We start from the raw sequence: 14517 nt of genomic DNA, 5'->3' as shown, positions 1-14517 counted from the left end.
GAATTTACTCTTTAATCAGACGGTCGATAATGCCACCGCCAAGACAGATTTCGCCATCGTAAAATACTGCAGATTGGCCGGGTGTCACTGCCGCAACTGCTTCATCGAAGATGACTTCAATCTCGTTAGCTGCATTATAGTGAATCTGGCAAGCCACGTCGGTTTGGCGATAGCGGGTTTTCAGGGTAATACGACTGCCATCCGCCGGCCCTTGACGATCTACCCAATGCAGTTGATTGGCAATAAGACCATTGGACATCAAACGTGGATGACGACCGCCCTGAGCCACAATCAACACGTTGCGCTTAACGTCTTTATCAACCACATACCAAGGATCATCGTTGCTATCTTTCATGCCACCAATGCCAAGGCCTTTACGTTGCCCGAGCGTGTGATACATCAGTCCTTGGTGTTCGCCAATTACATCGCCATCCACGGTTTCAATGTTGCCCGGTTGCGCCGGCAGATAGCGGCTTAAGAATTCAGTGAACTTGCGTTCGCCGATAAAGCAGATGCCAGTGCTGTCTTTTTTGGCAGCGGTGACTAAGCCTTGCTCCAGCGCGATTTCACGCACGCGCGGCTTTTCTAAATCGCCCACGGGGAACAAGCTACGGCCAATCTGTTCATGGCTCAACGTATATAAGAAGTAGCTTTGGTCTTTGTTGCCGTCGATCCCGCGCAGCAGGGTAGGCTTGCCATTGTGTTCGCCACGACGAACGTAGTGACCCATGGCAATGTAATCGGCATCAAGAATGTCATCTGCAAAATCGAGAAACGCTTTAAACTTAATCTCTTTGTTGCACATAATGTCTGGGTTAGGAGTGCGACCCGCTTTGTATTCGGCGAGAAAATATTCGAATACGTTATCCCAGTACTCGGCGGCAAAGTTCACAGTATGCAGTTTTATGCCTAAACGATCGCACACAGCTTGCGCATCTTTAAGATCTTCTGCGGCTGAGCAATATTCGGTGTCATCGTCTTCTTCCCAGTTCTTCATGAACAGGCCTTCCACTTGGTATCCCTGCTGCTTCAACAGATAGGCTGAAACGGAGGAATCAACACCACCGGACATACCGACGATGACTTTTTTGGTGGATGGATTGGGATCAGTAAAATTCATAGATGCTAACAACCATTGAACAGCAAACACATAAGAGATGGTCAAAACAGCCGCTGTTTGCAGCGACGACCAATCCCTTCGTTAATTAGGGCGCGTATTCTAGCACGCATCAGCCTACGGGGCTAATGTCAGAAAGCGTGAATTTAGTGTTTCTAACGGCAAGCGTTGGCCACGGCGATACGCGTCAATCGTATCAAGCACCAGCGGGCTGCGTAACGCGGCGCTACGATCAACAATTTCTTCATAACTGAACCAATGGGCTGCCGTGATATCGGGGTCAACAGGCTTTGCTGCGATTGTGCTTGGTAGCGAACAACAAAAGGTAAACCGCAAAAAAGCGAGTTCGGTAGATGCCGAAAACTGATCAATGCGGATGAGTGCATCCGGTGACAGACGAAGCCCCGTTTCCTCTAAAATTTCCCGTTCGCAGGCCATGAGCAGACTTTCATGGGCTTCTAAATGGCCGGCGGGTTGGTTGAATTTTTGTTGTCCATCAATCAACTCCTCCACCATCAAATAGCGTTGATTGGCTTCAATCACACAAGCCACCGTGACGTTGGGACGATAACGAAGTTTCTCTTCCACTGAAATACTCCTTAATGATCGGCTTTAGTCCGCCAGCAATGCCGCAATCTCTTGCGCTGACAGCTCACAGTATTCCCCGTTATTAATCCATTGACCATATTGCTGCAACGTCAACGACCCGATGGCATAGCGCACCAGCCGCAGGGTTGGGAAACCCACATGGGCCGTCATTCGGCGCACTTGACGGTTACGTCCTTCACGAATCGAAATTGCCAGCCAACTGGTGGGAATATTCGCCCTTTCACGAATCGGTGGATGGCGCTGCCACAGCTCAGGTTCAGCGATTTGCTCGACTTTAGCCGGTAGCGTCATGCCATCTTTTAACTCAACGCCATTTTCCAATGCGTTGATCGCTTCTGCTGTAATTGCGCCTTCGACCTGCACCCAATAGGTTTTGTAGGTATGCTTTTTCGGCTCGGTGAGTTTTGCCTGCAGTTGCCCATTATTGGTAAGTAGCAATAAGCCTTCGCTGTCACGATCAAGTCGGCCTGCAGCATAGATATTGGGGATTGAGACAAAGTCTTTTAACGTTTTTCGGCCTTGTTCATCGGTAAACTGGCACAACACATCAAATGGCTTGTTTAACAGAATGACGCGGGTTTCCGCCATGCTGACCTTAGGCTTGGCTGACTTGACCGTTCGAGGAGGTTGTCGACCCGCATTGACTGCATTTGGCTTTCGAAATGCCATTGCTTTGTTCTGTTTAAACTTTTTAGGAGCGCTACTCATTAAATCTATTCGAGTGCCTTTTAAGAAAAATTCTGGATCAATCGGACAATAGTCTACCCTGATAATGCAATGTACGGAATTTGAATCTTTCAAAGAATGCACTATGATGTTTGCCAAAATGTGATCTGCAACCCGTTAGCGAAAAGTGGTATTCTTTGTTTAACTGATTGAATATAAAAATTATTTAACATTATTCGAAGGATTTCGAGCGGGGGCGGTCCACCTTCCTTTCTTGCAAGTACGCATAGGACTGAAAATGACTGAGAAAACCCCAACTATCATCTACACGGAAACAGATGAAGCTCCAGCGCTCGCTACCTTGTCATTGTTGCCGATCATCCAAACCTTCGTAAAACCAGCAGGTATCGCGGTCGAAACCCGTGATATCTCGTTGTCTGGTCGTGTTATCGCCGCATTTCCTGAGCGTTTAACTGACGCACAACGTATTGGTGATCATCTGGCTGAGTTGGGCGAACTTGCCACTAAGCCAGAAGCTAACATCATCAAACTGCCGAATATCAGTGCATCGATTCCGCAATTGAAGGCTTGCATCAAAGAGCTGCAAGCAAAAGGTTACGACCTACCTGATTATCCAGACGATGCGGTAACTGCTGAAGAAAAAGATGCTAAAGCACGTTACGACAAAATTAAGGGCAGTGCGGTTAACCCAGTGCTACGTGAAGGTAATTCAGACCGTCGCGCACCTTTGTCAGTTAAAAACTATGCGCGCAAACATCCTCATTCAATGGGTGCTTGGAGCAAAGACAGTCTGACGCATGTCGCACATATGGACAGTGGCGATTTTTATGGCAGCGAGTTGTCTGTGACATTGGCCGCAGCTGACAGCGTTGACATCGTGCTTGAACCTACTGCTGGAGATGTCGTGACATTGAAAGCTGGACTGAAACTCCAAGCCGGTGAAATCATTGATTCGGCAGTAATGAGTGCTGCGCAATTGCAGGCATTTTTTGAGCGTGAAATTGAGGCGGCGAAATCACAAGATGTATTGGTGTCGCTGCACTTAAAAGCCACCATGATGAAAGTTTCTGATCCCATCATGTTTGGTCTGGCAGTAAAAGCTTACTACAAAGCGTTATTCGCGAAATATGCGGATAAATTTAAAGCGCTTGGTGTGGATGTTAAGAACGGTTTTGGTGACGTTGTTGCCAAAATTGCGCAATTACCTGCAGAAGAGAAAGCAGCAATCGAGGCTGATATTGCAGCGGTATACGAAAGCCAACCGCCGTTGGCGATGGTTAACTCCGACAAAGGTATCACCAACCTACACGTACCAAGCGATGTCATTATCGATGCATCTATGCCTGCTGCAATTCGTGCTGGTGGTCAGATGTGGGGCCCAGATGGCCAGTTGAAAGACATGAAAGCAATGATTCCTGATCGTTGCTACGCAGGGGTTTACGAAGAAACCATCAACTTCTGTAAAGAGCATGGTGCGTTTGATCCAGCTACCATGGGCACAGTGCCTAACGTTGGCCTCATGGCACAAAAAGCAGAAGAGTACGGTAGTCACGACAAAACCTTCGAAATTCCAACCGCAGGCATGGTGAAAGTGGTGAACAGCGCTGGTGAAGTGCTGATGCAACATGAAGTGGCTGCTGGTGATATCTGGCGTATGTGTCAGGCAAAAGATGCACCGATACGTGATTGGGTAAAATTGGCTGTTCGCCGTGCCCGTTTGTCAGCAACTCCTGCCGTATTCTGGTTGGATGAAAAGCGTGCCCACGATGCGCAAGTGATTGCCAAAGTAAAAGCGTATCTGCCAGAAGAAGACACCACTGGCTTAGAAATTCATATTATGTCACCAGAAGACGCTGCGCGTTTCTCATTGACGCGTATGAAAGCTGGGCAAGATACTATTTCGGTCACCGGTAACGTATTGCGTGACTATCTGACTGACTTGTTCCCAATTCTTGAATTGGGCACAAGCGCGAAGATGTTGTCGATTGTACCCTTGATGAATGGCGGTGGTTTGTTTGAAACTGGCGCTGGTGGTAGTGCACCTAAGCACGTGCAACAGTTTGAAGAAGAAAACCATCTGCGTTGGGATTCGCTGGGTGAGTTTCTCGCGTTAGGCGCTTCGTTGGAGCATCTGAGTCAAACCACGGGTAATGCTAAAGCACAAGTGTTGGCCGATTGTTTGGACAAAGCGATTGGTGAATTCCTCGACAATAACAAGTCGCCATCGCGTAAAGTGGGGCAGATTGATAACCGTGGCAGCCACTACTATTTGGCACAGTACTGGGCAAAAGCCTTGGCTGAGCAGAGTGCCGATAGCGAACTGCAAGCGGCATTTGTTGAATTGGCTGACGCCCTAGTTGCCCAAGAAGACAAGATTGTCGCTGAACTCAATGGTGTTCAAGGCGCTGCAGTGGATATGGGCGGCTATTATCGTCCAGAAAGCGGTAAAGCGTCAGCGGCGATGCGTCCGAGTGCAACATTAAATAAATTAATGGCTTATTAAGTGTGAATGCGGCACATCGCAGTGTTAACTGCGGTGTGCTTGTGTTGACGTGTTAACGATAAGTCATAAAAAAAGGCGGAATACCCGCCTTTCAAGTAGAAATTTGCTTGGTGCTTTACTTGGCTGGAGAGATCTGTGAGGCATGCATGCCTTTTGGACCTTTCTCCACTTCAAATTCAACAGGTTGACCTGCTTTTAGAGTTCTGTAGCCATCCATCTCAATGGTTGAATAGTGTGCAAAAACGTCTTCACCACCTTGATCTGGGCAGATAAACCCAAAACCTTTGGCGTTGTTGAACCACTTTACAGTTCCGCTTGCCATACATCTACTTCCTTCTACTGTTGCTCCCAATACATCGATACTTCGTTTATTAGTTGGTCGAAATATCAACTGATCGGGTACAGAATGCGAGCCTTGCTAGGTGATGTCAAGATGGGTTTAACAAAATCACAACATTCTTAAGACTAAAGGATAATAGTTGGCTGCACAACTTCGCATAAATTTAATTGAGTAAAACCTTAAGTAAATCAAAACCTACGAAATTCGGGCGCTTTTACGACCATTCAGAAAAATTATCAGGTTTGTTCTGCTAATTGCTTTAGACAATTTCGTTAACTTGATCGTATAGTGAAATCAACATCAGTCGGAAAAATCGCACGAATTAATCGATTCATCACATTGGTTCGGTTGGTTGAAGTGTGATACAGATACTAGTATTGAGTTATGGGAAAAATCGGTCAAATTGAGCAACTGGAGAGCGGTGTTGAGCAAGAACTGCAGCCACCGCCGATGTATAAGGTGATTTTGAACAACGATGACTATACCCCTATGGAGTTTGTGGTTGAGGTGTTGCAGTTGTTTTTCAATAAGAACCACGAGGAAGCGACCGACATTATGTTGTTGGTACATCACCAAGGAAAAGCGGTTTGTGGTCTGTACCCGTTTGGGATAGCAGAAACCAAAGTCGCGCAGGTAAATCAATTCGCTCGGCAACATCAGCATCCTTTGCTGTGTTCCTTAGAGAAGGCGTAAATTTAGCGATCACTGAAGTTAGGGGGTGCACATGCTGAATAAAGATCTTGAAGTCACGTTGAATCTGGCTTTTCAACAAGCCAGAGATGCTCGTCATGAATATATGACCGTTGAGCATCTGCTGTTAGCGTTGATCGATAACCCCGCCGCGCGTGATGCGTTGTTAGCCTGTGGTGCCAACATCGAGAAGTTGCGTGATGATATATCGAGTTTCATTACGCAAACTACGCCATTGATCGCCGACCCTGAAGATGAACGAGAAACTCAGCCAACGCTTGGTTTCCAACGTGTATTGCAGCGTGCGGTGTTCCACGTTCAATCCTCTGGCCGTAATGAAGTGACCGGTGCTAACGTGCTGGTGGCCATTTTCAGTGAGCAGGAATCTCAAGCCGTCTATTTGTTGCGTCGTTATGATGTAACTCGCCTTGATGTGGTGAACTACATCTCCCATGGGTTTGCGCGTAACAACGAAGAGCCAGAAAATAATGCTTCGCAAGAGAACGCGTCAGAAGAACAAACTGAAGCGATTGAAGAGCGCAACATGCTGTCTCAGTTCGCCAGTAATCTTAATGAGCAAGCAGCGCAGGGCAAGATTGATCCATTGATTGGACGTCATGACGAAATCGAGCGCAGTATTCAAATTCTGTGTCGCCGTCGTAAAAACAATCCGTTGTTAGTCGGCGAAGCCGGTGTCGGTAAAACTGCGATTGCAGAAGGTCTCGCGTACCGGATTGTCTCTGACGAAGTGCCCGACGTTATTCGCGATGCCACCGTTTACTCATTGGATATGGGTGCACTGTTGGCGGGCACGAAATATCGTGGTGATTTTGAAAAGCGGCTGAAGAATATTCTTAAAGAGCTGACTGCGGATAAAAATGCCATTCTGTTCATCGATGAAATCCATACCATTATTGGCGCTGGCGCAGCTTCTGGCGGCGTTATGGATGCGTCCAACCTGTTGAAGCCGCTGCTATCCAGTGGCAAATTGCGTTGTATGGGCTCAACGACGTTCCAAGAGTATCAAAGCATTTTTGAGAAAGATCGTGCGCTTGCTCGTCGTTTCCAAAAAATTGATATCAATGAGCCGAGCGTAGAGGAAACCACCAAGATTTTGGAAGGGCTGAAATCTCGCTACGAAGAACATCACAATATCCGTTACACCAAAGCGGCGTTGGCAACCGCGGCGCGTTTGTCCGACCGCCACATTAATGATCGTCATTTGCCCGATAAGGCGATTGACGTCATTGACGAGGCTGGTGCGCGGATGGCTATGTTGCCGTTGAGCAAACGCAAGAAAACGATTGGTGAAGCTGAAATTGAAGCTGTGATTGCCAAGATGGCGCGCATTCCTGAAAAAACAGTGTCTTCAACTGAACGAGATACATTGAAGAATCTTGAGCGGAATCTGAAGATGACGGTCTTCGGTCAGGATAAGGCTATTGAAAGCTTGAGTGCTGCCATTCGCTTAGCGCGAAGTGGTTTGGCCAACGAAAACAAACCTGTTGGTAGTTTCCTGTTTGCGGGGCCTACAGGGGTGGGTAAAACCGAAGTTACTAATCAATTGGCCAATTGTTTAGGCATGAAATTGGTGCGCTTTGATATGTCGGAATACATGGAAAGCCATACTGTTTCACGCTTGATTGGTGCGCCACCAGGATATGTTGGCTTTGACCAAGGTGGTTTACTCACCGATGCGGTGATTAAGAATCCACATTGTGTGGTGCTGTTAGATGAAATCGAAAAAGCGCATCCTGACATCTATAACTTGCTGCTGCAGGTGATGGATCACGGTACCTTGACCGATAACAATGGTCGAAAAGCGGATTTCCGTCATGTGACGTTAGTCATGACCACCAACGCGGGTGTTCAGGAAACCGTGAGAAAATCAATCGGCTTCAAACAGCAAGACCATAGTCATGATGCAATGAGTGAGATTAATCGCGTATTCTCGCCAGAATTCCGTAACCGCCTCGACAGCATCATTTGGTTTAACAGTTTGGATATGACAATTATCGCTAAGGTCGTTGATAAATTCTTGGTCGAACTGCAAGCGCAGTTGGATGCTAAGGGTGTAACCTTGGATGTCAGTGATGAAGCGCGAACCTATCTGGCAGAGAAGGGCTACGATAAGACGATGGGCGCACGTCCAATGGCTCGAGTGGTGACCGATATGTTGAAACGTCCATTAGCCGATGAAATATTATTCGGTAAGTTGGAATTCGGTGGCGTAGCTAAGGTTGATGTGATCAACGGTGAGCTGGATATTTCGGTCGAATCACCGGAAAAAGTTTCATAATCTGAGTTGAGCTCACAAAAAAATGGCTGCGCGATGCAGCCATTTTTTATTGGCATCTTAACAGGCGTTAAAAATAATCCACCAAGCCGCCATCAACAATGGGGCAAGAATGCAAGCATGTGGAGAATAGATTAGCGTGCGCGGAAGACGATGCGGCCTTTGCTCAAATCGTACGGGGTAAGTTGAACGGTGACTTTATCACCAGTCAGGATACGGATGTAGTTTTTACGCATTTTGCCGGAAATATGAGCAATCACAACGTGACCATTTTCCAGTTCAACTCGAAACATCGTATTTGGCAAGGTTTCAAGGATCGTCCCTTGCATCTCAATACTGTCTTCTTTCGCCATTAAATTTCTGTCCTGTTAGCCTCTAGGAAATAAAAACCGCCGTATCATGCCGCAAATTACCCACGGTGTAAAGGAGTTTGCGGTAAGCGGCAGTCATTTAGCCAGCCTGTAGAGGTCAATACTTGGTAGGGGCGATAAAGTCTTTTGTAGTTCATTTTCTTGTTATCATCTATCTGATATCCAAGATAAAGAAAAGACTTGTTCATCGAAGCGCCGAGTTTGCACTGTTGCAAAATCATCAAACTCCCAAGTGAGCGATGACTGAGATCTGGGTCGAAAAAGCTGTAAACTGCGGACAGGCTATCCGCTAATAAATCTGTAACGGCGACCCCCACTAACTGCTCATCTAAATACAACTCAACAAAGCCGGGCTGCATCCAATCACAGCCGATAAAGCCAACATATTGCTCAAGCGTGGGAGGAAACATAGGCCCATCATGGTGGCGAGCGTTGATATAACGTTGGTAAAGTTGGTAGTGAGCATCGCGAAACTGTTTGCTGACTTCGATGCGAATATCGCGATTTTGAGCAAGTGTCCGTTTTTGACGCTTAGAAGGTGTGAACTCGGCTAACGGCACTCTAATTGGTTGGCAGGCTTGGCAATGAGGACAACGCGGCTTATAAACCATGCTGCCGCTGCGACGAAAGCCCATTGAAAGTAGCTGTTCAAATAATGCGGGTTGCATCATTTGCTCTTTAATGACTAATAATTGTTCTTGCTGATCAGCGAGATAGCTGCAAGGAAATGTTTGGGTTAATCCAACTGCAACGGTTTGATGCTCAGAGTGCAATTTCTACCTCTTGTGGTGCCCAACATCCGGCAATGGCTTGGCCATCTCGAAAGCGGTGGACCAATTCAATGAAACTACGGCGGTCTAGCGAACGTGCCCCCAGCGATGCAAGATGCGGATTCATCACTTGTGCGTCGATCAATTTAAAGCCATGACACAACAGATGATGATGGAGCACAACAAAGGCCGCTTTCGATGCGTTAGTTTCGCGATGAAACATCGATTCACCACAAAATATTAGTCCAACATTCAAGCCATATAAACCGCCAATCAGGCGTTCTTCTTGCCATACTTCAATTGAGTGGGCTCTACCGAGTTCATGTAATTGTTGGTAAGCAAGCCGCATTTCTCCCGTTATCCAAGTGCCGGGCTGCTGTTGTCGAGTCATGGCACAGCCAGCAACGACATCGGCGAAGGCATGGTTAATGGTGTAGCGCCAGCCCATTTTTTTCATATATTTACGCAAACTACGGCTGACATTAACGCTACCAGGGAGGAAAATGGCTCTAGGATCAGGTGACCACCAGAGAATGGGATCATTGTGGTTAAACCAAGGAAAGATCCCTTGATAATAGGCACTCAATAGCCTTTCAGGATGTAAGTCTCCACCCACTGCCAGTAAGCCGTTGGGTTCTGTTAGTGCAAACTCCGGCGCAGGAAAGGGATCTGACGCATCTTGTAGAAAAGAGAGTGTATTCACAGTTGTATAGCGTTGAGTGCAACTTGGTTTAATAACTTAACGGAATTTTACCTATGTGGAAATTACTATTGCTGTTATTTGGGCTTTCAGTAGCCTTGCCCTACGCAAATGAGGTCAATGCTGAGGAGTTTCCTCGCAACCAAGCCATGCCGGTCGTTAAAGTGGTCTATGGTACGTTAAATTCGGTGAGAGATGTGAGCCGAACAGAGCTAGAGCAAGACCGAAATAACGGTTGGCATACCTTCGGCGGGGCGTTGCTCGGTGGTGTTATTGGGCACCAGTTTGGTGATGGTCATGGGCGTGATGTTGCAACAGTGCTTGGCGCAATTATCGGCGCGGGCGTTGGCAGCCAACATACTGCTCAAGCGCATGCTCGGGTGATTGCGTTACAAGAGCTGATTATTCGTCAAAACGATGGTGAACAGGTGATGGTGATTCAGCAACCCGCCAGTAATATGCCATTGCAATCAGGGGATGAAGTGAGAGTGGTTTATTTTAAAACCGGTGTAAGAGTTGATAAAGCGATGTGAGCGCCTTTCGCCGTCCACATCGCTAACTGCTTAAAAACCGCGAGGTAATTGGCTACCGGGTTTTTTAGCGAGCTTTTCGCGCCACAATTGCTTAGGTGTTTTACCTGTCGCAGCGATTGCAGCACCTTTGGCCACAGGTTTGCTTTGTGGTGTTGCTGTTTTAGTTACCGGGTTAGCATCGCTAACTGACAACTCTGGCAACATTGTTTCCAATTCAGCAAAGCGCACTGATTTTCCGCCATCAATTTTATACCAGCTTCCGCTTTGTTCGATGCTGACAGCGCTGCCCTCACGCTTTGAAAGTGCAGCTTCCAATTGGCTGATGACATCTTCTTTAGTCAGTTTGGTCATTGAATTAGGCCTGTTATCTAATTGTAAATTCTCAAAGGTCGGGCGATTTTATAAAGCAAAAGCGCGCTATGTCCAATTTGCAGCGGGCATTAACCTCAGAAATGTTATCTGGGTAGCGGATTGAGTCGCCGAGCCAATCAAATCGCCAGTTGTGTTATGCTTGCGCCAATATTTATTGATCGGAGCATTAAGGTGAAACGACGCGAACTAGAAGCATATCTTAGTGAATTTTTGCAAGTTGACCGCTATAAAGATTACGCGCCGAATGGCCTGCAAGTTGAGGGGCGTGAGCAGATCTCGACTATCGTCACCGGTGTTACCGCTTGCCAAGCGCTTATCGAAGAGGCCATTGCCTTAAATGCCGACGCGCTGCTCGTGCATCACGGTTTTTTTTGGAAAAGTGAACCCGCCGTCCTCGTAGGTATGAAGCAACGCCGCATCAAAGCTCTGCTGACCCACGATATCAATCTACTCGGTTACCATCTACCTTTGGATGGTCATGCTGAACTGGGGAATAACGCGTGTTTAGGCCGGCAACTGGCACTCGAAAATATTCAAATGGTGGAGCATATTCCGCAGAATCTGCTTTGGCGGGGAGAATTGACCCAACCACTCACGGGAGCACAATTTTCAAGATATATTGCTAAGAAACTCGGCCGTGAGCCTTTGCACTTGGCCGCAGATCGAGCCGTAATTAAGTCGGTTGCGTGGTGTACTGGTGGCGCGCAAGACTATATCGATGAAGCGTATGCATTGGGAGTTGATGCGTTTATTAGCGGTGAAGCGTCCGAACGGACCTTTCACAGTGCCGTTGAGCAGGGCGTTCATTATTATGCCGCGGGGCATCATGCTACTGAGCGCTATGGTATTGCTGCGCTTGGTGAGCATTTGGCCGCTAAGTTTGGTTTACTGCATCACTTTGTCGACATCGATAATCCGGTATAGCACTTCAAAGCAAATATCTTGTCGGGCCGAGTCTAGCTTGGCCTTACTCATTCCATTTCACTCTCAAAATGTTTTGTGACCCGCCGTTTAAGGTGCTTATCTCTAACACAATTCCTCATACTTTCATTCATGCTGGCTGAACACGGTGCAGGCGTTGGCTGCGGATTGTCTCTGTTTGCGTGCTTAATTCTTTCGTGTTTGACCTGATTTAACAAGCCTTCTGATAAGCGTCAAATAACTGATTATTGTCAAAATAACGGCATTAAGTCAGATAATCTGTAATATGGCTAATATTACAAGTTTATTGACGGAGTTTTAGCGGTTAATCGGTTTTATCTGTTGGATTTTAATTTTTAGGTTTGGTTTTGCGCATGTATAACCTGCTGTTTTTAATGTGCTAAAAATGAAATTAGTTTGAATGTTATTCAAAATGTGTGGTTGATCTATTAATCAATGCAAAATGATCGTTATTTACAATTGTTAATCGGTAAAACGCTAGATTCCAGCGTAGTTGCTAAGGTAGTATTTTTCCAAACAAACTGAGATCGGAATAAGGCGGTATCAGTGACGAACAACATTTTTGTGAAGCACCACGGGTTCACTTTGGTTGAACTCATGGTCGTTGTCGCCGTGGTGGCGATTTTGGCCGCTATCGCGTTGCCATCTTATCAATCATTTATCAAATCGAGCCGAGCGCGCGCCGCTACCACAGATCTGGTGGGGTTGGCGATGGAAATGGAAGCGATCTACAAAAACCAACTGCAGTACCCAACCAATGCTGCAGGTACAGCGGCCACAACCAGCAGTTTTACTGGTTGGGCACCATCGGAAGCACAATATTTTAGCTACTCATTAACCAGTACTAGTACCGCATACAGTTTAAAAGCGACGGGTAGCAGTACCTTGGCTGGCTGTGTGTTAACCCTTGATAGCCGTAATAATCGCACTGTAACCAGCGATTGTGGGTTTGCATCATGGTGATAGGCCAACGTGGTTTGTCGCTTGTAGAAATGATGGTCACTGTGGCTGTGGCCGGAATTCTCGCATTGTATGGCGGCTCGTTAACCGCCAGTTGGTTGGGTAAACAGCAACTCCAAGCCACCCAAGAAGTGCTCCAGCAAGGTTATGCAAAGGCGCGTTCAGTGGCATTAACACATGGAGCTAATGGGGCGTCGAATAGCGCGAGCTTACTGCTATTAACTAACAAACAGCTATGTGTGCAAAACGGTGATTACACCGCGTTGAATTGCACCGACGCACTTTGGCAAGCACAGCTTGCGGTTGACAGCATAACCATCGCACAGCAGCAAACGGCTTGTATTGCGTTTAATTCTGCTGGATTGCCGAGCAGTGGTGTGGTCAATAGCCAAAATTGCGCCACTTCAACCCAGTATTCCATCAGTAAAGGGAGCAACAATGCGAACGGCTACTTGGAATAGACAGACGGGGTTTACGTTGCTGGAAGGGATGATCAGTATCTTTCTGGTAGCGATATCAGGGCTTGGTGTTGCGTATACCCTGTCGGTGTCGATGAAATCGCAGGTGACGGATAACGTGCAAAACTTGGTGCTAAATGAGCTACGTGGCGAACTCGCCAGCGGCGGTATGCAACTGAGTTGCTCGGTCGCTGGGCAAGACAGTAACGGCGAAGTCATGGTGCTAAATCATGATTTGCAGTCAACCGCTAATGCCAGTTACAGCAAACATTGTGGCTACACCAAGATGGAGGTCACCATCGGCGGCATCACGCAAACGGTTGCCATCCCGCAATTTACCATCACGGTATCAGATAGTAGGGTCGGACGTTATGACATGGTCATTCAAAACTAAGCGGCCGACTCACAGGTTTGTCAGTCGGCGTCAGCGAGGATTTTCACTGATCAGCATGATGGTCGGTGTGGTAGTAACGTCAATTTCGGTGCTGGCAATGATGGCACTGTACAAATCCGCGGTATTTCATATCTATAACCCGCAAACAGGCAGCGAAACATTCTCCATCCGCAATCAGCAAAACATGACTGGGCTGCTCACCATGCAGTTACTGATGCAAAAAGCGGGTTTTGGGATCCCTGCTGCGACGACCAATAGCCACATTATTCTGGTAAATGGTGCCGGGCTATCGAGTACCACCGGACAAAGCCAACTTTCGTCAACTGGCAATCTTGTGGCGATTGGTTTGACTGCTGCCACTGGTAACGCTCTGTTTTGGGAAGAAAACACAGCACTTTCTGATGTGTCAGCCAATTACACCTGCCGCGGTTTAGTGTCTGATCCGAATGACTTTGCTGTCTATCAGTTGGCCTCGACTGCCAGTTGTCATCCGATTGCAACCCAATGGGCTGGCCAAACTTGGCAGATAACCCGAGTGATTAAGCCAAATGTGTTGTCGGGGCAAATTCAGTTCAATGCAGCGTTAAATATCAGTAAATGTTCTCCATTTGGCAGTGAGATTGATAGCGCTTTGCTCTCCTCGGTAGGTTCATTAGCGGGCGTTAACAGTGACGCTGCCACCAAAGCGGGATTACAGGTGGACGTAAATTGGAGTCAATCGGCGAGCTATACTCCATGGCGCTCTTGTTTAGTGAATTTCAGCCAGTAACAGCAA

17 protein-coding genes are annotated in these 14517 nt (G+C 47.1%); 9 read left to right on the top strand and 8 right to left on the bottom strand.

The genetic code is table 11. From position 1 onward, the window contains the following. Positions 1 to 4: 4 nt before the first annotated feature. The 3 genes from mnmA to JYB87_RS10420 all read right to left on the bottom strand — a co-directional run bounded on the left by mnmA (position 5) and on the right by JYB87_RS10420 (position 2395). The gene (mnmA, locus tag JYB87_RS10430) at positions 5 to 1120 is read right to left on the bottom strand and encodes a tRNA 2-thiouridine(34) synthase MnmA (protein WP_207353443.1); all 1116 of its coding nucleotides are present in this window, start codon (positions 1118 to 1120) and stop codon (positions 5 to 7) included. A gap of 114 nt (positions 1121 to 1234) precedes the next feature. Beyond that, complete coding sequence (locus JYB87_RS10425) at positions 1235 to 1705, bottom strand: NUDIX hydrolase (protein WP_207353442.1); 471 nt, start codon at positions 1703 to 1705, stop codon at positions 1235 to 1237. A gap of 24 nt (positions 1706 to 1729) precedes the next feature. Further along, positions 1730 to 2395, bottom strand: coding sequence for an rRNA large subunit pseudouridine synthase E (locus JYB87_RS10420; protein WP_228729838.1), 666 nt, complete (start codon positions 2393 to 2395; stop codon positions 1730 to 1732). Between the two features lie 295 nt (positions 2396 to 2690). Here JYB87_RS10420 and JYB87_RS10415 point away from each other — a divergent pair, with 295 nt between their 5' ends. Then, on the top strand, positions 2691 to 4916 hold the full coding sequence (locus tag JYB87_RS10415) for an NADP-dependent isocitrate dehydrogenase (protein ID WP_207353440.1): 2226 nt from the start codon (positions 2691 to 2693) through the stop codon (positions 4914 to 4916). A 115-nt stretch (positions 4917 to 5031) separates the two neighbouring features. Here JYB87_RS10415 and cspD read toward each other — a convergent pair whose 3' ends face one another. After that, complete coding sequence (cspD, locus tag JYB87_RS10410) at positions 5032 to 5238, bottom strand: cold shock domain-containing protein CspD (protein ID WP_207353439.1); 207 nt, start codon at positions 5236 to 5238, stop codon at positions 5032 to 5034. A 402-nt stretch (positions 5239 to 5640) separates the two neighbouring features. On the opposite strand from cspD, the gene clpS reads away from it, so the two are divergent. Next, a complete protein-coding gene (clpS, locus tag JYB87_RS10405) occupies positions 5641 to 5949 on the top strand; it encodes an ATP-dependent Clp protease adapter ClpS (RefSeq protein WP_207353438.1) in 309 nt (102 codons plus the stop codon). Positions 5950 to 5980: 31 nt separating this feature from the next. Further along, positions 5981 to 8245 (top strand): ATP-dependent Clp protease ATP-binding subunit ClpA, encoded by a 2265-nt coding sequence (gene clpA, locus JYB87_RS10400; protein ID WP_207353437.1) that lies wholly within the window; start codon positions 5981 to 5983, stop codon positions 8243 to 8245. Between the two features lie 131 nt (positions 8246 to 8376). On the opposite strand, the gene infA is transcribed toward clpA, so the two are convergent. From infA to aat, 3 genes are read right to left on the bottom strand one after another with little or no spacing between them, the layout of a single operon-like run. Beyond that, positions 8377 to 8595, bottom strand: a complete 219-nt coding sequence (gene infA / locus JYB87_RS10395) for a translation initiation factor IF-1 (protein WP_207353436.1) — start codon at positions 8593 to 8595, stop codon at positions 8377 to 8379. A 56-nt stretch (positions 8596 to 8651) separates the two neighbouring features. Further along, a complete protein-coding gene (locus JYB87_RS10390) occupies positions 8652 to 9386 on the bottom strand; it encodes an arginyltransferase (RefSeq protein WP_207353435.1) in 735 nt (244 codons plus the stop codon). Then, positions 9376 to 10086 (bottom strand): leucyl/phenylalanyl-tRNA--protein transferase, encoded by a 711-nt coding sequence (gene aat, locus JYB87_RS10385; RefSeq protein WP_207353434.1) that lies wholly within the window; start codon positions 10084 to 10086, stop codon positions 9376 to 9378. The genes JYB87_RS10390 and aat overlap by 11 nt, the downstream gene beginning before the upstream one ends. Before the next feature lie 53 nt (positions 10087 to 10139). On the opposite strand from aat, the gene JYB87_RS10380 reads away from it, so the two are divergent. Then, positions 10140 to 10616, top strand: a complete 477-nt coding sequence (locus JYB87_RS10380; RefSeq protein ID WP_207353433.1) for an outer membrane lipoprotein — start codon at positions 10140 to 10142, stop codon at positions 10614 to 10616. Between the two features lie 30 nt (positions 10617 to 10646). On the opposite strand, the gene JYB87_RS10375 is transcribed toward JYB87_RS10380, so the two are convergent. Further along, complete coding sequence (locus JYB87_RS10375) at positions 10647 to 10967, bottom strand: hypothetical protein (RefSeq protein ID WP_207353432.1); 321 nt, start codon at positions 10965 to 10967, stop codon at positions 10647 to 10649. Between the two features lie 192 nt (positions 10968 to 11159). Between JYB87_RS10375 and JYB87_RS10370 the strand changes: the two genes are divergently transcribed. The 5 genes from JYB87_RS10370 (at position 11160) to JYB87_RS10350 (ending at position 14511) form a co-directional block, all read left to right on the top strand. After that, a complete protein-coding gene (locus tag JYB87_RS10370; protein ID WP_207353431.1) occupies positions 11160 to 11912 on the top strand; it encodes a Nif3-like dinuclear metal center hexameric protein in 753 nt (250 codons plus the stop codon). A 564-nt stretch (positions 11913 to 12476) separates the two neighbouring features. Then, positions 12477 to 12893, top strand: a complete 417-nt coding sequence (locus tag JYB87_RS10365) for a type IV pilin protein (protein WP_324032174.1) — start codon at positions 12477 to 12479, stop codon at positions 12891 to 12893. Continuing rightward, positions 12887 to 13351 carry a pilus assembly FimT family protein gene (locus tag JYB87_RS10360; RefSeq protein WP_207353430.1) on the top strand — a complete coding sequence of 155 codons (465 nt, stop codon included), beginning with the start codon at positions 12887 to 12889 and terminating at the stop codon, positions 13349 to 13351. The genes JYB87_RS10365 and JYB87_RS10360 overlap by 7 nt, the downstream gene beginning before the upstream one ends. After that, positions 13329 to 13742 (top strand): PulJ/GspJ family protein, encoded by a 414-nt coding sequence (locus JYB87_RS10355; protein WP_207353429.1) that lies wholly within the window; start codon positions 13329 to 13331, stop codon positions 13740 to 13742. Before JYB87_RS10360 ends, JYB87_RS10355 begins: the two co-directional genes overlap by 23 nt. Further along, positions 13720 to 14511 (top strand): PilW family protein, encoded by a 792-nt coding sequence (locus tag JYB87_RS10350; RefSeq protein WP_207353428.1) that lies wholly within the window; start codon positions 13720 to 13722, stop codon positions 14509 to 14511. The genes JYB87_RS10355 and JYB87_RS10350 overlap by 23 nt, the downstream gene beginning before the upstream one ends. The last annotated feature ends 6 nt before the right edge of the window (positions 14512 to 14517 follow it).

The organism is Shewanella avicenniae, from assembly GCF_017354945.1.
GTDB classification, from domain to species: Bacteria; Pseudomonadota; Gammaproteobacteria; order Enterobacterales; family Shewanellaceae; genus Shewanella; species Shewanella avicenniae.
The sequence above is the reverse complement of the archived record's forward strand: the minus strand, read 5'-3'. Positions and strand labels throughout refer to the sequence as shown.